The following is a 17,963-nucleotide window of genomic DNA, read 5'->3' on the forward strand; positions in this document are numbered from 1 at the left end:
AAGAACAGAGTTAGAAAGCTGTCATTGCGAACAAAGTGAAGCAATCTCAAGACTTTACGATAAGATTGCCACGCACCCTTCGGTGCTCGCAATGACATGATTAATAAGTGGGTGCGAAGTCTATCGCTGGTCTTGGGTAACGGCGCATTTCTTGACAGAATGAAGTTGCATGTTATACTAGAATGTTAATATCTCTATCACTGTTACGGCAGAAAATGATTAACATAATAAAGGTCAATTAAGGCTACTCTATGAAACAACACCCGCTAACTTCCGGAATTCCAGAAACTAAATTTGAGCCAAATTCCAAACTTGAATGGAGAATCGGCTTAGGACTGTCTATCGTCTGTCTTTTGGGAATTTTAATCAATTTACTTGAGTAACAAAAAAAATCCCCTAGAAACAATCGTTTCCGGGGACAGGATCCAGGATGAAATTTGGATCCGATCTTAATGTTTACACTCATAATTTGTGCCGCCGATAGATCCCTTCTCGATATTTAAGAACTTCGCAATGGCAGAATCAGGCATCGATTGATCCGAAATAATTGTCGATATCCCTTTTGAATCCAGGGTTGCTTTCAACTGTTCACTACATCCTTTTGCGATCGCCACAGAACAATCGTTGATCACTTCCATTACATTTTCATCAAAAAACTTCATCTGAGCGCTTAATATTTCTTTGTCAGTTACATCGTAAACAATAAAGGCCATCGGACTATCCAGCGTTTCTCCTAAATTACTTCCATCATCGGTTGCAACGGCAATTTTCGGCATATATTCTCCCACACAGGCTTATTAAAATTTGTTCTTTTTAACTTTTTATCTCACGCCCCCATTGTTAATTTTTTCTTAGAAATGAGAGCATCTTCATCTTTTAAATTTAACAAGAAAACTCAAAAAATACAAGCTCAAAATAGATAAAAACAAATTGATTTCAATTTATTAATTCTTATATAATGAAAGACCAGCTTATTTTATACTTTGCATCCCCTTAATTATTTTTTTGATTAACCCACTTTTAGTAACGTATCAAACTATGACAGAAAAGATACAAAATGGTCGCCTTCCCGTGTCACAGGGACTCTATGATTCTGCCAATGAAAAAGATTCTTGCGGGATCGGTTTTGCCGTTAACATTAAAGGGGTTCCCTCTCACGACCTAATTCTAAAAGGGCTTGAAATCCTTAAGAATTTATCCCACCGGGGTGCCGTAGGGTGTGACCCTTGTACCGGTGATGGAGCGGGGCTTCATGTCCAAATTCCTCATCTTTTTTTTAAAAATAAATTTCAGGAAAAGCTGATTGAACTCCCGGAACCGGGTTGTTATGGAGTTGGAATGGTTTTTCTCCCTTCTTCCCCTTCTGAAAAAGCCCAGTGTGAAAAAATTATCGAAGAAACGACTCTGGAAGAAGGACAGCATTTTCTTGGCTGGCGGGATGTTCCCGTGGATCCCGGGAAAATAGGGAATTTGGCAAAGGAATCTGCCCCGGTTATCCGTCAATTTTTCATAGCCTGCCAGGGAATTAAAAATAATCAGTTCGAACGGAAGCTTTATATCATCCGGAAACAGATTGAGAATCAAACTTTAAACTGGGTCAAAGGGATTTTTTATATACCCAGCCTTTCCAGCAAAACCCTTGTTTACAAGGGACTGTTAACTCCTGAACAGATTCCTCTGTTTTATCAAGATTTAAACGATCCTCGATTTATGAGCGCATTAGTTCTGGTTCATTCCCGGTTCAGTACCAATACGTTTCCAACCTGGAGCCTGGCTCATCCCTATCGCTATGTCTGTCACAATGGTGAAATCAACACCCTGAAGGGAAACATCAATTGGATGAAGGCCCGCCAGGGCAGACTTTCTTCCGAAGTCTTTGGGAACGAAATCAACAAGCTTTTTCCGATTATTCGGGAAGGCCAAAGCGACTCGGCCTGTTTTGATAATGTCTTGGAGTTTTTGGTGATGGGAGGGCGCTCCCTACCCCACGCCATGATGATGCTGATCCCCGAAGCGTGGGCCGGAAATCCCGACATGGACCTCGACCGACGGGGTTTTTATGAATATCACGCTTCGATGATGGAACCGTGGGACGGTCCTGCCGCCATGGCTTTTACCGATGGCACGCTGATTGGCGCAACCCTTGACCGAAACGGCTTGCGTCCAGCGCGGTATCTGGTGACAAAGGACAATCTGGTCATTTTAGCTTCCGAGGCTGGGGTTCTTCCTTTTAAACCTGAAGAAATTTTAACCAAAGGGCGGCTTCAGCCCGGAAAGATGTTCCTGGTTGACACGGCTCAAGGGCGTATTATCGACGACGAAGAAATCAAGTCCAATATCGTTAAACGGAAACCTTACCGTCAATGGGTTTCGGCAAACAGGATTTCCATCGACGATCTCCCGGAACCGATCAATGTTTATCAACCCGATCCGGATACCATAAAAAAACGGCAAAAAGTATTTGGGTATACACTGGAAGACTTGAAATTGCTGATGGCTCCGATGGCGATTGCGGGCGAGGAAGCCGTCGGATCAATGGGAACGGATACGCCTCTCGCGGTGCTTTCCGATCGGCCTCAGTTGCTTTTTAACTATTTCAAACAACTTTTTGCCCAGGTAACCAATCCTCCGATTGATCCGATTCGGGAGCAACTGATCATGTCCCTGGCAACCAATATCGGACCCAAACCAAACCTGTTGGGCGAAACGCCGGAGCATTGCCGGCGGATAAAGGTGGCCCAGCCGATTTTAACCAACTCCGACCTTGAAAAGATCCGGTCGATTGCCGATGGTCATTTTAAATCCAAAACCTTGCAAATCTTATTCCCGGTGTCTAACGGGCCAAAAGGGCTTGAGCAGGCGTTGGAACAACTTTGCCGGCAGAGCACACAGGCGATTAAGTCGGGTTACAATTTTATTATTCTAAGCGATAGAGGGGTCAGTCCCGAATGGGCTCCGATACCAAGCCTGCTTGCCATTTCAACCGTTCATCACCACCTTATCCAGGAATGTTTAAGAGCCGAAGTCGGACTGATCGTTGAAACGGGTGAAGCCAGGGAAGTCCCCCATTTTGCCCTCCTCATCGGATATGGCGCTGGAACCGTTAACCCCTATCTCGCTTTCGAAACGCTCACGGATATGGCGCGTTCCGGACTTTTTCCGGAAGCGGTCGACGCTGCCACGGCCGAAAGCAAGTACATTAAAGCCATCAATAAGGGATTGTTAAAAGTTTTCTCCAAAATGGGAATTTCGACTGTTCAAAGCTATTGCGGAGCGCAAATCTTTGAGGCCATCGGGCTCAACAACAAGCTCGTTAATCGTTATTTTAATGGAACTCCTTCGCGTATTGAAGGAATCGGTCTCGACGAAATTGCCGCAGAAACCCTCGCCAAACATGCTGGAGCTTATTTCGACTATTCTTCGTTTAATGACGCACTGGACATTGGAGGAAATTATCATTACCGCCTGCAGGGAGAATACCATCAGTGGAATCCTGAAACCATTATAAAACTTCAGGAGGCCACCCGAAGCAACAATGCCAAGACCTTCCAGGAATTTAGCCGCCTAGCCAATAATGAAAACCACCATGCCGCGACGCTACGAGGGTTGTTTGAACTTAAAACAGTCAAGACTCCCCTCCCTTTAAAGGAAATCGAACCGGCTTCTGAAATTGTCAAACGGTTTGCCACGGGTGCAATGTCTTTTGGCTCAATCAGCAAAGAAGCCCATGAAACCATTGCCATTGCTATGAATCGAATGGGCGGAAAAAGCAACACGGGAGAAGGGGGAGAAGATGAAGCGCGGTTTGATACTGAAAAAGAAAGCGCTATTAAACAGGTTGCCTCCGCCCGTTTCGGCGTCACGACCAATTACCTGGTCCACGCTAAAGAACTACAAATTAAAATGGCGCAAGGGGCAAAACCTGGCGAAGGGGGACAGCTTCCCGGCCATAAAGTCGATGAAATCATTGCGCAAATCCGCCATTCTATTCCCGGCGTTACCTTGATTTCTCCTCCCCCTCATCATGATATCTATTCCATTGAAGATCTGGCCCAATTGATTTACGACTTGAAAAATGTCAATCCTCAGGCCAGGGTTACCGTCAAATTAGTATCAGAGGTCGGCGTCGGAACCGTTGCGGCAGGTGTTGCCAAAGCCCGCGCCGATATGATTCTTATCAGCGGAGACAGCGGAGGTACGGGAGCCTCTCCCCTCTCCTCGATCAAACATGCCGGGGCGCCCTGGGAACTTGGGCTTTCCGAAACACAACAGACGCTGGTACTAAACAACCTCAGGGGAAGGGTGAGAATTCAAACCGACGGCCAGCTTAAAACAGGAAGAGACGTCGTGGTCGCGGCTTTATTAGGAGCCGAGGAATTCGGATTCTCTACGGCGCCTTTAATCGTTGAAGGTTGTATTATGATGCGCAAGTGCCATTTGAATACCTGTCCCGTCGGCATTGCCACTCAGGACCCGGTTCTTCGCAAAAAATTTACCGGCCAGCCCGAACACATTATTAATTATTTTTTCTTTATCGCCGAAGAAATTAGACAATGGATGGCACAACTGGGATTCCGAAAATTTGATGAAATGGTTGGCCGCGTCGACAAAATTGAACCTAAAAAGGCAATCGACCATTGGAAAGCCAGGGGAATTAATTTAGAAAAAATTTTATATAAGCCGAAGGTTTCCCCCGACATCCCGATTCATTGCGTCGAAACTCAAAATCACGGATTGGACGGGGCGCTCGATCATGCGTTAATCCAATTGGCTCAGCCCGCCCTTGAACACCGAGAACCTGTTAAAAAGAAACTCCCCATTCGAAACGTTCACAGAACCGTAGGGGCCATGCTCTCCGGGAAAATCACGCAAAAGTACGGCCCGGAAGGGTTGCCCGCCCATACGATCCAATTTTATTTCCAGGGTTCCGCCGGACAAAGTTTTGGAGCTTTTTGCGTCAAAGGCCTTTCCCTCACCCTGGAAGGCGAATCAAACGACTACCTTGGAAAAGGGATGTCGGGAGGGCAGATCGTCGTTTTTCCTCCAAAGGGGTCTCTCTTTAAACCGGAGGAAACGATCATTGTCGGAAACACCCTTCTTTACGGAGCCACAGGGGGGGAGGTTTTTATCTATGGGATGGCTGGAGAACGGTTTGCCGTCCGAAATAGCGGAGCCCGGGCCGTCGTCGAAGGGGTTGGAGACCATGGCTGTGAATATATGACAGGAGGTACGGTGGTTGTCCTGGGAAAAACAGGCCGAAACTTTGCCGCGGGAATGAGCGGCGGCATGGCTTTTGTCTTTAATGAAGAAAAAGATTTCGAACGGCGCTGTAATTTAACCATGGTAGAGCTAGAAACCGTTTTAACCTCTGACGATAAGGCTTTTCTGAAAGACCTTATCGAAAAGCATGCCGGTTTGACCCATAGCACAAAGGCCCTGCGGATTTTAAAAGAGTGGAATGCCAGCGTGACTAAATTTGTCAAAGTCATTTCCGCGGAGTACCGGAAAATCCTGGAACAAAAGCAAGCCTCTCTCCTCTCGTCTCAGAAGGAAACGCCAGTCAATGGGTGATCCAAAAGGTTTTTTAAAGATTCCCCGCGAGGGCCCTAAGCGCCGCCCTGTCTCCGAACGGGTAAAAGATTTTCATGAATTTTATCAGGAATTTCCACCTGAAAAATTAAAATTACAGGCAGCCCGATGCATGGATTGCGGTGTGCCCTTTTGTCAGAGTGATACAGGCTGCCCGGTTCACAATCTCATTCCAGACTGGAATGATTTAATTTTTCAGGACAGATGGAAGGATGCCCTCACCCGTCTTCATTTAACCAACAATTTTCCTGAATTTACGGGAAGGCTCTGTCCGGCGCCCTGCGAATCGTCCTGCGTCCTGGGGATTATTGATCAACCGGTCGCGATTCGTAATATCGAACAGTCTATTATCGACCGGGGATTTAAAGAAGGATGGGTCGTTCCTCTCCCTCCTAAAGTCAAGCTTGATCAAAAAGTGGCCATTATCGGATCGGGTCCGGCAGGTTTAGCTGCCGCCCAGCAATTATGCAGAGAAGGCTACCGCGTCACGCTTTTTGAAAAAGCAGACCGGGTGGGCGGACTCCTCCGCTATGGAATTCCCGATTTTAAAATGGAAAAAAGCGTTCTGGATCTCCGGCTCGATCAAATGCTCGCAGAAGGGGTAAATTTTGTCACCCATACCGAGATCGGAAAAGATATGCCGGTCTCAGAATTAAAGAAAAATTTCGATGCCGTTTGCGTGACCATTGGTGCCATGAAAACAAGAGACCTTCCTGTCCCCGGGCGCGATTTAAAGGGAATATATTTTGCAATGGACTACCTGACCCAGTCTAACAAAATCGTGGCCGGTGACAAAGTCGCTTCTGAACAGATCATTTCCGCTAAAGGGAAACGGGTTGTCATTATTGGAGGAGGAGATACCGGCTCAGATTGCCTCGGTACCGCTCACCGTCAGGGAGCCAAATCAATCCATCAATTTGAAATTTTGCCCCAACCTCCTGAGACCCGGCCATCGTCTACCCCGTGGCCTTATTGGCCCATGGTTTTACGATCTTCGCACGCGCATGAGGAAGGATGCGACCGCAAGTGGAACGTCCTGACCAGGTCATTTTCAGGCGAAATCGGAGTGGTTAAAAAACTCCACACGGCGAAGGTTGAACTTAAAATAAACAGCAATGGCCAATCGCAATTTGTTGAAATTCCAGGTGCCGAGGAGGAAATGGATGTCGATCTCGTCCTGCTGGCGATGGGATTTATCCACCCGATTCACGAAGGTCTGGTTAAAGATCTTAAATTAAAATTAAATTCCAGAGGGAACATCCAGGTGGATGAAAACTTCATGACGAGTGAACCGGGAATCTTCGCGGGTGGAGATGCCGTCAGAGGGGCTTCTTTAATTGTCTGGGCGATTGCCGAAGGACGAAAAGCCGCGGCAGGAATTGAACGGTACTTAAAAACCAAAACCTCTGCTTCCTAGGGAATTCAGATCTATATCGTACAGGATTACCGGATGCGTCCAGGGTTGCAGCCTGCACAGCGACCTCTTCGAAGTTTGTCTACCCTTCCATAGTGTAGAAATATAAGATTGCGGTAAACTTCGGAGCTCGAGCAGGGCAGGCTGCTCCCCGGACATCACGGGATAGAGTTAACAGGAGGAAAATAATCTGAGCAACCGATCTCAAAAAACAAAAGAAAAAATTGAACAGATCATGAAAGATCAACTTTCCGCGGCCTATGTGGAAATCGAAGACGAATCGTGGAAGCATGAAGGACACGCAGGCGCCGTTTCTGGAGGAGGCCATTTTAATATGATTATCGTTTCCGATAAATTTAAAGGCATCAATTTATTGAACCGAAACAGAATCGTGTTCAACGCCCTGACCGGTCTGATGAACAACGAAATTCACGCTCTGGCCATTAAAGCCAAAACGCCTGAAGAATGGAATCTTTAGTGCGCAACCTTGAAAATCTGAACTTTCGAAATGCTTTGGCTACCCCTCCCGACTGGGCCCAAACCATCCAGGTCAGCTGTTCGTCATAAGAACCGGAGTCGTTCTAGGCAACGTAGAAAAGGATGGCAAAATAGTGGCTGGCACTTCCGGCCAGGACGAAAAGATGCCAGATTCCGTGGCTGTGAGCCAGCCGCTCTTCCAACGCAAAGAAAATTACGCCAATCGTGTAAAATAGCCCTCCGATGACAAGCCAGGCTACGCCGGCAAAGGGTAAGGCTTGAGCTAGTGGTTGTATCGCAATTAAGCCTGTCCAACCCATCATAATGTAAATAACGACCGACAAAATTCTGGCCTCTTTCTTTAAGAAAGTCTCCTGCAGCATGCCAAAAATGGCCAGCACCCAGATCACCCCAAATAACGACCATCCCCAGGGGCCCCTTAACGTAACCAGGGTAATGGGCGTATAAGTCCCTGCAATTAAAAGATAGATGGTTAGATGCTCAAGTTTTTGAAAAACGGTCTTGGCTTTACCATGAAAACTATGGTAAAGGGTCGAAAAGGTATAAAGAATCAATAAGATCGTGCCGTAAACGGTAAAACTGACAATTTTCCAAGGGTCATTCTGCCGTGCCGCGATAACGATCAGAAACACCATGCCGATCCCGGCAAATACGGCGCCCAATAAATGGGTTAATCCGTTAAAACGCTCTCCCTTGTACATAAACCTCCCCTTTTATTTTAGAAACCCGCGCGTGGAACAGCTCTTGATTTAATTTTTTTAGGCCCTTTATAAGAAGGCTCACTCCAAATGATACCACGTTACTGAAAATATTATTCAAAATGAGTTTCCCATGCTGAAATAGATTTGTTTCTCTCCTGAGGAATTCAACCCTAAAGCGGTTCCAAGCCGGCCTCGTACCGGCAAATGGTAAAAAAGATTGAAATCGACTTTGAATTCGGCTCCGACACCCGTTTTGAAATCCTGGATTGATGGCGTTTGATCCCAGGCGGCTCCGTAATCCACAAATAAACCGGCATGGAGCCTTTTGACAAAATAGGGAATGGTTCCACTCCCTTTTTCAACGAGTGGGAAAGGAAACCTGTATTCAAGATTGGCAACAATCATATTTTGTCCAATCATCTGATGAGAGGGATACCCTCTTAAAAAAAAATCATCCTGTTCTAGAAAGGGCTGATCAATGACTAAAGGGCCTCCCAATTGAAACGCCCGCTGAGCGATTAGCTCCCCTTGACCGATTCCGCCGGTTATTTGGCCTGCCAGGACACCGTGAGGAACAAACAAAGCGTGGTATTCACGGATATTTGCGATATATTTAACAAGGTTAAAATCACTTCCTAATTTTTTGTCCGAATCTTCTATCAAGAGCTGAACCGTTCTCCCCTCTTCATGGCTGATAGACAAAGGGTATTCTTCGGAAGAGTCATAAATGTATCCCCCTTTGATCGTACTCAGGGTTCCCGTTTGCGGAGGTAGAAATCCAAAAGGAGAAGAAAGGGGCGAAAAACCTTTTCTTTCAAATCCTATTTTTAGAACCTGCTTTGAATGAAATCTTAAAAAAGGAAATAAAAAATTCGCTTTAAAAATTTGCTGGCGCTCCCAATAACTATTTCTTTGACCCGTCGAATTGACTAATAAATTGGCATAATATTTTGGCGTATCAGAATACCCAAGGTCAAGGGTAGAGTAGAATTGGTCATTCATATAGTCTAACAGGTAAGAAAACCTCTTGCTTTCCAGACCATAAAGGCCCACGACCAGGTACCGATGTTGTCTTAAAACATCTATTCCGGTCGTCCAGGCTCCCAGTTGGGCCCCCGCTTCGTCAATGCCTCCCCAGGGCACCCAGAATTGGGGAAAAAGGGTCTTCCAGGGAGTATAAGGAACACTTTTAAAGGTTTCGGGAACCTGTATCTTTTTTGTGTGGTCTTGTCCCGGCCTTTCTTTTATTAAATCCTCTTTTTCTTGCTTCCCTGTGAAAAAAAATTTACTTTCCATCACCGCAAGATCGAATCCTTTGGCGCCGTAGGTCGAAAATAAAATCTCTTTTCGACCAGGAGACACAGATGGGAGAAAAACGCCTCCCAGCACATTCGTTAATTGACGAATCTCCTTTGTCTTTAGATCGTATCCATGCAGGTTATAGATACCGTTGCGATCTGACACAAACAGAATCTGATCGTCAGTCGTTCCGGGGACAGGAGTCAGATTTTGAAATGAATCGTCGGTCAGTTGCTCTTTTTCCCGGGTCTTCCGGTCAAATAGATAAATATTTTGTTTCCCCTTTTCCCACCCCGAAAAGACAATTTTTTCTTCATCATTCAGCCATCTGGGACTGGAAATCAGAAACGAATCTGAAAAAGGGGTCATTCCGATAACCGCTGACTTTTCGAAACTCCAAAGCGCCAATCTGTTTTTTCCCAGCTCCTCCTGGACAAAAACAAGAAAATGCCCCTGGGGAGAATAATCAACCTCTTTGCCCCTCAATCCATTCGTCAATCTTTTGGTCTCTTTTTTTGAAAGATCGCGGGAGTAAAGATCACTAAAAAAGGAAAAGTTTTGATAAACCTCAAGCTGGGAATAGATGATTTTCTGACCATCGGGAGACCATGCCGCGTCAAAACCGGTATTCCGCCGGGAAAGAACCCGGTCGTTTTTTCCCTCCCGATCGACAACGTGAAAAGAAGGATAATGATCCGGGCTATGCTCCGTATATAAAATATTTTTTCCGTCAGGAGAATACCGTCCGCCTAAAATCTCGTTCCCCCTATCCGTTAAAAGACGAACGGACGTAAGGCCCAAATCCCTGACCTTTTTTGCCGCCGTAGAATAACGAACATTTAATCCAGTCCTCCATTCAGCCCATAAATCAAGGTAATCTCTTTCCAAAACCTCTTCGGCTGTTTTTTCAACGCGAAACGGAAGCGTATTCCGGCTATATCTACGGCTGATTTCCGTTAACTTTTCGGGCCCATATTTTTTTGCGATAAATTGATAGAACTTTGCGCCATAAAGATAGGGGAGAAAACCATCCGGCCAGATTGTTAACGCTCCGCTCGCCTGATCAATGGAATCAAGCTGATGATCCAGCACGGCCATTCGTAAAATCATTTCGGTAAAAGAGTTATCCATCCGGTCGCTGGTTCCTTCTGTGGTTTCCATATAAACCGCCAACCCTTCAATCATCCAAAGGGGCTGCCAGATATTTGGAATCGAAAATAACGGGACCGGATTTCTTCCAAAGAAATACCGCATCAATAAAGGGAAACCACCGACCGAATCAAGATGGAGAATATGCGTATATTCATGGGTAATGACCACCCGAAGCCAATCCTCATATCGAATCGGTTGAATGCCTAATCCACCCGCGGGCTGGGTAGGGGTTATGGTGATAATATTGTTCGGAAAGGGGGTTGCCTGACCAAAAACAGCATCGAGATAATCCGAAATAATCAGATCGGTTTTAGACCCCGGCGTCCATTGAAACCGTTGAGAAAGTGACTGGTGAACCTCTTCCGCGATCTGTGACGCTTTCAGGGCAATTTCTTGCTCATTTTGATGGTAATAAACCTGAAAATGAGGAGATTCAATAACTTCCCATCGTAGCTGTGGATCAAACTTTTCAAAGGGAATGAAGGTTGGCCCGCATCCATAAAGAGAAAAAAAAATAATAAGGGCATAAATCAGCTTGAATCTGCGCATTCAGGATTTTCTTTAAATAAGAATTAAAATTTTGTCTGATCTTAAAGAGGAATTAAAATTTTGTCAACTTAAAGAAAATATCTCTAAGAGATTGATTATTTTAAGTAAAAAGGCTATAAAGATATTAATGAAACAGACGGAATCTTTTCAAAAAGAGAGGGGAATCGCGACCCTTGGAGGAGGGTGTTTTTGGTGCCTTGATGCTGTTTTCGCCGAGCTTGCCGGGGTGGAAAAAGTCGAATCGGGTTATTCCGGCGGTACGGTGCCCAATCCCTCCTATAAACAGGTTTGCACAGAAACCACCGGACATGCAGAAGTGGTTCAGCTCACATTCAATCCTCAGGTTATCTCTTTTAAGGACCTTCTGGAAATCTTTTTTACTTTCCACGACCCAACGACCTTAAATCGCCAGGGTGCGGATACCGGCACCCAGTATCGGTCAGCCATTTTTTACCATAGCCCGGAACAAAAAATGATGGCCGAACAGGTCATAAAAGAAATCAACGCCTCTCAAATTTGGAATGCTCCTATTGTCACTGAGGTTTTCCCATTTACAACGTTTTATCGCGCGGAAAACTATCACCAGGAATATTATAAAAACAATCCGGACCAGTTGTATTGCGTCGCTGTCATAGCGCCTAAAGTAGCGAAGTTCCATAAAAAATACTTTTCGAAACTTAAGAAATGATTAATTTTTTAAAGTTTCTCTTCCGCAATCCTCCTCGCGAAATTTTTCTGGATAAATTTCATTTAATTTGACAAAAAGTAAATATCTTGTAATCTTTAAAAGATGAAGAAACAATCTGGAAAAATTACTATTGGGTTTCTGGTATTTGCGGCGCTGTTTGGAATTGCTTTGGACGCGGCTTTTCAAATTGTTCCAATTTATATGAATTATCTTAATTTTAAGAACGAAGTGGAAAGCAGGGCAATAGAGACTCAACAGTCATCTGTGGACAACGGTGAAAAAATTAGAGACGTATTAATGAAAAAAGCGTCGGAATATCATATACCCCTGGCTGACGAACGCTTATTAATCGATTTTGATAATCATTCAACCCATATTAAAGCGTCCTGGTCTGTAGAGGCAAAATTTCTTGGCGGGTATTACAAAAAAACCATTTCTTTTATAGCTGAAGCGACAAAAGCTAATTTAAGATCATAAAACCGGAGCTGATTCAGCCGTCAGTGTCTCAAAAAAGCGCTCGACCGTTTCAAAAAAGACGCCTTTGTTTTCGGCCCGATTAATCTCCGCCCTGAATGTCCCTCCGTTCCGAAGGCCTCTGGTGTACCAGCAGGCATGTTTTCTCATAAGGATCGTTCCCTGATCCTCTCCATAAAATTGCATCATTAATTCAAAATGCTTTAGAAGAATCTCTTTCTTTTCAATCATTGAAGGCGGTCCTATCTTATGACCGGTTTTCAGGTACTCTTTGATCTGAGTGAAGATCCAGGGATTGCCAAAAGATCCCCGTCCGATCATGATCCCGTCACAACCGGTTTCCTTTAAAATCGCTTCCGCATCCTCCGGCGAATTAATATCCCCGTTTCCAATCACCGGTATTTTAATGGCTTCTTTTACTTTTTTAATCCAGCCCCAATTGGCTTTTCCGGAAAAGCCCTGTGCGACCGTCCGTCCATGAACGATGATCGCTGAAATCCCAGAATCCTCAGCCATTTTTGCCAGTTCTTCAGCATAAATGTTCTGATCATCCATCCCAATTCTCATCTTCATCGTAACGGGGACCTTAACCGCCTTCACTGTCGATTCCAAAATGTCTCTCGCCCGGCAAGGGTCTTTCATCACGCCGGCCCCAGCCCCGGACCGGGTGACTTTTCGAACCGGACACCCAAAGTTAATGTCCACAATGTCCGCCCCATATTCTTCCGCAAATCGTGCCGCTCTGGCCATGGGTTCGGGATGATGACCAAAAATCTGAATGGAAAGGGGTTTTTCTTCCGGAAGCGAGGTCAGAAATCTTTTCGTTTTTTCGTTGTTCCTTACCAGGCCTTCACTGCTGATTAATTCGGTCACCACCAAACCACACCCGAACGCTTTAACGATTGTTCTAAAAGGAAGATCGCTTACGCCCGCAATGGGGGCAAGAATCAGGTTGTTTTCGATAGACCGGCTGCCAATTTGTAAGGGATGGAGTCGTTCAAAAGTCATCCATTGGCCTCCTCCAGGGTTAATGAGCCGACAGGATTTAAATCCAATGAAGCAAAATGTTTTTTTTCGAAATGGTCCAGTGCGGCGCGCGCGATCATGGCCGCGTTATCGGTGCAAAATCTTGGAGAAGGGATATGAACCTGGATCCCCTCCCTCTTCCCTTCTTCAGACATTTCAGCTCGTAAACGGGAATTGGCCGCCACACCTCCGACAATGACGATATTGGGAATTTTAAATTCCAGCGCCGCCCGAAGTGTCTTCTTCACTAAAACATCGACGATCGCTTGTTGAAAGCCAGCGGCGATTTGAGGAAGCATCCCTTTAATTTCATCTTCGGTTTTCTTCTCCAGGAAAGTTCGAAGAGAAGTCTTTAAACCGCTAAAACTAAAGTCGTACGAATTTTTTGATAAAAAGGCTCGTGGAAAAATGAATTGATCCGGGTCCTGGCGTTTTGCCAACTCGTCTATCACCGGTCCTCCCGGATATCCCAGGTTGAGCATTTTTCCAGCTTTATCCAACGCTTCTCCGGCCGCATCATCTATCGAATGCCCTAAAGAAAAATAGGATCCTGATCCTTCAACCCGGTACAGATTTGTGTGGCCTCCTGACACGACCAATGCAATAAAGGGATAGGGAAGACCGGGGTTTTCTAGAAAAATAGAATGGATATGGCCCTCAAGGTGGTGAATTCCAATTAAGGGAATATTCAGCGCATACGATAACGCTTTTCCAAACGACACACCAACGACCAATGCCCCGACTAATCCGGGTCCATAAGTCACGGCGACCGCATCTAATTCAGAAAATGGGAGGCCTGCCTGGCGAATGGCTTCTAATACCATCGGTTGAATCATCTCCATATGCTTTCGGCTGGCCAACTCAGGAACAATTCCTCCAAAGGGTGCATGAGTTGCAACCTGAGTAGAAAGTAAGTTGGCCAAAATGAGATGTCCGTCTTTCAAAACAGACACTCCTGTTTCATCACAAGAAGTTTCGATCGCTAAAATATTCATTTTATAGCTCTAAATCCTTACCTGACTAACGTTGAAATGGGTACGACATCTATCCCCTCTTGATCAAGATGGGACAAAAATTCACCTAAAGCCTTCATCGTGTTTCGCCTGGGGTGACCGATGGCAACGGCCGTCCCGTGTTGATGGGACAGCTTGATCAATCGGTTTAACTCTCCTTTGATCTCTTCAAGATTATCATCGTTATCGAGAAAGACCTGCCGTTCGGCTGACTTGACCCCGATTTCTTCGGCCACCTCAAAGGCTACGGTTTCGGCCGTTGTTCGGCTATCGACAAAAAACAGGTTTTGCGATTTCACCTCATTTAAGATAACCTCCATCTCCCCCCGGTTCGAAGTAATTCTAGACCCCATGTGGTTGTTCACACCCTGGATATACGGAAGGGCATGAATGTCTGAACGGGTTTGGCTTAAGATCGCGTCTTTTGTCATGTTATGGTAAATCGCTCCTTTTCCGGGGTTTTCCCTCCCTTCAGATTCCATTGGAAGATGGAGTAAGACATCAAAATGGTTGGCGTGCGCGTCCTCTGCGATTTTTTTCGAATAGGCTTGAAAAGGTAAAATCGCGTAGGATAAATGAGGGTCCATCGCCTTTAATCTTTTATAGGCTTTCATATTCGCCCCAAGGTCGTCAATTAAAATAGCAACTTTATCCCTGTGCCCGACCAAAGGTTTAGAAACCGAACCGGTTTCGGGGTGAACCTTTCTTTCATGGCGTTCCGGTCGTTCCACCCTCTGGATTCTATTTAAGAATTGGTTTGTCACAAAGACCGAGAACCCCAAAGAAATTCCTAGAAATATCCAAAACCGTATTTTATTTTTCTTTTTTTTCGCCACTGATCAGAACGTTTGGTCAACGATAAAAAAAAACACACGCCCAGAAAGCTGAACGTGTGTTTTCAACCTGTTTTTAAATAAAAGAAGTGAGGCAACCGGCTTGGCCGGTGCGGAACGCGGGGTTCGGGGGCATCGGAGAATGCGAAGCATCACACGGGCCCCTGAATATAATAGCCTTTAAACTTCCGCCATTACTTCATCTTCGATGAAAACCGGCGCGTTATCTTTTAGAAGAACCTTAATTTTTTTCGTTTCTTTGAATCTTCCCTTTAAAATTTCTTCAGAAAGAGGATCTTCAATTTTTCTTTGGATGCTCCGCCTCATCGGTCTGGCGCCATAGTTCGGTTCGTATCCTTCCGTCACCAACCACTGCTTCACTTCCGGAGTCACCTCCAGGTGGATTCCTTTGACAGCAATTCTCTGGTTGACTTCTTCAATGAGGATATCGATAATTTTAATTAGATGTTTTTTATCCAACTGGTGGAAGACAACCATTTCATCGAGGCGGTTTAAGAATTCAGGATTAAAAGTTCTTTTCAGCTCGCTCATGATGCCATCTTTAATTTTCTTCTCCTGCTCATCATCCGTAGTTTTTTGAAATCCCAATGTCGAACTTTTCTCAATCATCCGGGCGCCCAAATTAGAGGTCATAATTAGAACGGTATTTTTAAAGTCAACTTTCCGGCCTAAGCTGTCTGTCAAAACACCATCATCCAAAACCTGAAGCAAAACATTAAAGAGGTCCGGGTGAGCCTTTTCAATTTCATCAAATAGAACCACAGAGTACGGACGACGTCTCACTTTTTCAGTCAGTTGCCCCCCTTCTTCATATCCCACATATCCTGGAGGGGCGCCCATTAATCGTGAACTGCTGAATTTTTCAGAATATTCAGACATATCAATCCGGATTAAGGCGTCTTCATCATCAAACATAAACTTGGCCAACGTTCTTGCAAGTTCTGTTTTTCCGACTCCGGTTGGCCCTAAAAATATAAAAGATCCAATCGGACGCCTTTCACCCTTGAGCCCGGCACGAGATCTCCGGATCGCTTTACAAACCACGGAAATCGCTTCATCCTGCCCCACAATCCTCTTATGGAGTTCCTCTTCCATATGGATCAGTTTCTTGGTCTCTTCTTCTTCCAAACGGAACAGCGGGACACCTGTCATCTTGGAGACCACATAAGCGACTTCTTCCTTCGTAATGCTTGGTTTGTTCTTTTCCTGTGTTTTTTTCCACTCTTTCTTGGAATCTTCAAGAAGACGCTTGAGTCTTTCTTCCTCTTCTCTTAATCTAACCGCTTCCTCAAAGTTTTGAAGCTTAATAGCAAGGTCCTTATCTTTAGCGACCCGTTTAACTTCATTCTCAATATTGCGAATTTCCTGAGGTTGAGAATAGTTAATCAGTTTTGCTCTTGAACCCGCTTCATCGATAACGTCGATGGCTTTATCAGGGAGGAATCGATCGGTGATATAACGATCGGATAAACGAACCGCTTCTACCACCGCGTCGTTTGTAATCTTAACGCCATGATGCTCTTCGTATCGGTCTTTTAAGCCCTGAATAATCTGAATGGTTTGCTCGGAGGTCGGAGGCTGAACAAAAATCGGTTGAAAACGTCTTTTAAGCGCGGCATCCTTTTCGATATGTTTCCGATACTCGTCGAGCGTAGTCGCTCCAATGCACTGGACCTCACCTCTGGCCAATGCCGGTTTCAACATATTAGAAGCGTCGATTGACCCTTCCGCGGCGCCCGCTCCAACCAAAGTATGCAACTCGTCGATAAAAATAATCACGTTTCCAGCGTTCATGATTTCTTTCATGACCACTTTCAAACGTTCTTCGAACTGACCCCGATATTTCGTCCCCGCTACGAGAGACCCTAAATCCAGAGCAATCACCCTCTGATTCAACAAGTTATCCGGCACCTCACCGGCAATAATCCGCTGGGCCAACCCTTCGACTATCGCTGTTTTTCCGACGCCGGATTCTCCAATTAAAACCGGGTTATTCTTGGTTCTTCGGCTTAAAATTTGCAGAAGACGTTCAATTTCATCTGCTCTTCCGATGACAGGATCAAGGCCCGCCTCGCTGGCTAACTGCGTCAAATCGCGGCCAAATTCATCCAATGCAGGCGTATTGCTTTTTTTATCTTTTTCTCGCGGCGAGGCCTTGCGCAGTAAATTAATCGTCAACTGTCGGGCGGTTAAAAGATTCGACCCCAAACTCCGAAGAATTTTTCCGCCAATCCCCTCTTCTTCTCTCAACAAACCTAAAAGAAGATGTTCGCTTCCGATATAATTATGCCCCAGTAATTTCGCCTCTTCCATTGCGTATTCTAAAACTTTTTTAACCCGCGGAGTAAACGGAATCTCGCCGAACGTCATGGTGCTTCCGCCACCCGGGAGATTTCGCTCTATTTCAAGGCGAATCTGTTCGCTGGAAAGGCCCATCTTTTTTAAAACGGCCAGAGCCATTCCATCACCCTCACGCAAAACTGCCAAAACAAGATGCTCCGTTCCCAAATAATCATTCTGGTGCTTCTCGGCTTCTTCTCTTGCTAGGATGATGATTTTTCTTCCACGATCGGTAAATCGTTCGAACATTACGCCTCCTTCGGAAAACCTCTTTATATAAAAAAAAGATTTTATTAAAGCACGATCATCGTTTCCTTATGATTTTATTCTAACTCCACATATAATATTCTGTCAAGTTTTTTCCCC

General features: G+C 45.2%; 12 protein-coding genes. 5 read left to right on the top strand and 7 right to left on the bottom strand.

Features of this window, described 5'->3' with window-relative positions; translation table 11 throughout:
• Positions 1-449 precede the first annotated feature (449 nt).
• A complete protein-coding gene (locus tag HYR79_10040; protein ID MBI1822035.1) occupies positions 450-776 on the bottom strand; it encodes a hypothetical protein in 327 nt (108 codons plus the stop codon).
• Positions 777-1,038: 262 nt separating this feature from the next.
• Here HYR79_10040 and gltB point away from each other — a divergent pair, with 262 nt between their 5' ends.
• From gltB to HYR79_10055, 3 genes are all read left to right on the top strand, one after another.
• A complete protein-coding gene (gltB, locus tag HYR79_10045) occupies positions 1,039-5,571 on the top strand; it encodes a glutamate synthase large subunit (GenBank protein MBI1822036.1) in 4,533 nt (1,510 codons plus the stop codon).
• Positions 5,564-7,006, top strand: coding sequence for a glutamate synthase subunit beta (locus HYR79_10050; GenBank protein MBI1822037.1), 1,443 nt, complete (start codon positions 5,564-5,566; stop codon positions 7,004-7,006). Before gltB ends, HYR79_10050 begins: the two co-directional genes overlap by 8 nt.
• A gap of 232 nt (positions 7,007-7,238) precedes the next feature.
• Entirely contained in the window at positions 7,239-7,481 is a 243-nt protein-coding gene (locus HYR79_10055) for a BolA family transcriptional regulator (GenBank protein MBI1822038.1), read from the top strand.
• A 103-nt stretch (positions 7,482-7,584) separates the two neighbouring features.
• On the opposite strand, the gene HYR79_10060 is transcribed toward HYR79_10055, so the two are convergent.
• Together HYR79_10060 and HYR79_10065 are read right to left on the bottom strand one after the other, a co-directional pair.
• Positions 7,585-8,202 carry a hemolysin III family protein gene (locus tag HYR79_10060; protein MBI1822039.1) on the bottom strand — a complete coding sequence of 206 codons (618 nt, stop codon included), beginning with the start codon at positions 8,200-8,202 and terminating at the stop codon, positions 7,585-7,587.
• Positions 8,203-8,316: 114 nt separating this feature from the next.
• Complete coding sequence (locus tag HYR79_10065) at positions 8,317-11,202, bottom strand: BamA/TamA family outer membrane protein (protein ID MBI1822040.1); 2,886 nt, start codon at positions 11,200-11,202, stop codon at positions 8,317-8,319.
• Between the two features lie 127 nt (positions 11,203-11,329).
• On the opposite strand from HYR79_10065, the gene msrA reads away from it, so the two are divergent.
• Entirely contained in the window at positions 11,330-11,890 is a 561-nt protein-coding gene (gene msrA, locus HYR79_10070) for a peptide-methionine (S)-S-oxide reductase MsrA (protein MBI1822041.1), read from the top strand.
• 102 nt (positions 11,891-11,992) lie between these two features.
• The gene (locus HYR79_10075; protein MBI1822042.1) at positions 11,993-12,367 is read left to right on the top strand and encodes a hypothetical protein; all 375 of its coding nucleotides are present in this window, start codon (positions 11,993-11,995) and stop codon (positions 12,365-12,367) included.
• On the opposite strand, the gene dusB is transcribed toward HYR79_10075, so the two are convergent.
• The 4 genes from dusB to HYR79_10095 form a co-directional block, all read right to left on the bottom strand.
• Positions 12,362-13,372: a tRNA dihydrouridine synthase DusB gene (gene dusB, locus HYR79_10080; GenBank protein ID MBI1822043.1), complete on the bottom strand. Its 1,011-nt coding sequence runs from the start codon at positions 13,370-13,372 to the stop codon at positions 12,362-12,364. The genes HYR79_10075 and dusB overlap by 6 nt on opposite strands.
• Positions 13,369-14,385: a tRNA (adenosine(37)-N6)-threonylcarbamoyltransferase complex transferase subunit TsaD gene (tsaD, locus tag HYR79_10085; protein MBI1822044.1), complete on the bottom strand. Its 1,017-nt coding sequence runs from the start codon at positions 14,383-14,385 to the stop codon at positions 13,369-13,371. The genes dusB and tsaD overlap by 4 nt, the downstream gene beginning before the upstream one ends.
• Before the next feature lie 17 nt (positions 14,386-14,402).
• Complete coding sequence (locus HYR79_10090; GenBank protein ID MBI1822045.1) at positions 14,403-15,134, bottom strand: divergent polysaccharide deacetylase family protein; 732 nt, start codon at positions 15,132-15,134, stop codon at positions 14,403-14,405.
• 282 nt (positions 15,135-15,416) lie between these two features.
• Positions 15,417-17,846 carry an ATP-dependent Clp protease ATP-binding subunit gene (locus HYR79_10095; protein ID MBI1822046.1) on the bottom strand — a complete coding sequence of 810 codons (2,430 nt, stop codon included), beginning with the start codon at positions 17,844-17,846 and terminating at the stop codon, positions 15,417-15,419.
• Positions 17,847-17,963 lie beyond the last annotated feature (117 nt).

It is taken from the genome of Nitrospirota bacterium (assembly GCA_016178585.1).
Lineage (GTDB): Bacteria > Nitrospirota > Nitrospiria > JACQBW01 > JACQBW01 > JACOTA01.

What these genes read in the sequence shown, in the direction of transcription:
- HYR79_10065 (MBI1822040.1), bottom strand. Translation starts at nt 11,202, where the DNA reads ATGCGCAGATTCAAGCTGATTTATGCCCTTATTATTTTTTTTTCTCTT.
- HYR79_10075 (MBI1822042.1), top strand. Translation starts at nt 11,993, where the DNA reads ATGAAGAAACAATCTGGAAAAATTACTATTGGGTTTCTGGTATTTGCG.
- gltB (MBI1822036.1), top strand. Translation starts at nt 1,039, where the DNA reads ATGACAGAAAAGATACAAAATGGTCGCCTTCCCGTGTCACAGGGACTC.
- HYR79_10055 (MBI1822038.1), top strand. Translation starts at nt 7,239, where the DNA reads ATGAAAGATCAACTTTCCGCGGCCTATGTGGAAATCGAAGACGAATCG.
- HYR79_10040 (MBI1822035.1), bottom strand. Translation starts at nt 776, where the DNA reads ATGCCGAAAATTGCCGTTGCAACCGATGATGGAAGTAATTTAGGAGAA.
- tsaD (MBI1822044.1), bottom strand. Translation starts at nt 14,385, where the DNA reads ATGAATATTTTAGCGATCGAAACTTCTTGTGATGAAACAGGAGTGTCT.
- HYR79_10050 (MBI1822037.1), top strand. Translation starts at nt 5,564, where the DNA reads ATGGGTGATCCAAAAGGTTTTTTAAAGATTCCCCGCGAGGGCCCTAAG.
- HYR79_10060 (MBI1822039.1), bottom strand. Translation starts at nt 8,202, where the DNA reads ATGTACAAGGGAGAGCGTTTTAACGGATTAACCCATTTATTGGGCGCC.
- dusB (MBI1822043.1), bottom strand. Translation starts at nt 13,372, where the DNA reads ATGACTTTTGAACGACTCCATCCCTTACAAATTGGCAGCCGGTCTATC.
- HYR79_10095 (MBI1822046.1), bottom strand. Translation starts at nt 17,846, where the DNA reads ATGTTCGAACGATTTACCGATCGTGGAAGAAAAATCATCATCCTAGCA.
- msrA (MBI1822041.1), top strand. Translation starts at nt 11,330, where the DNA reads ATGAAACAGACGGAATCTTTTCAAAAAGAGAGGGGAATCGCGACCCTT.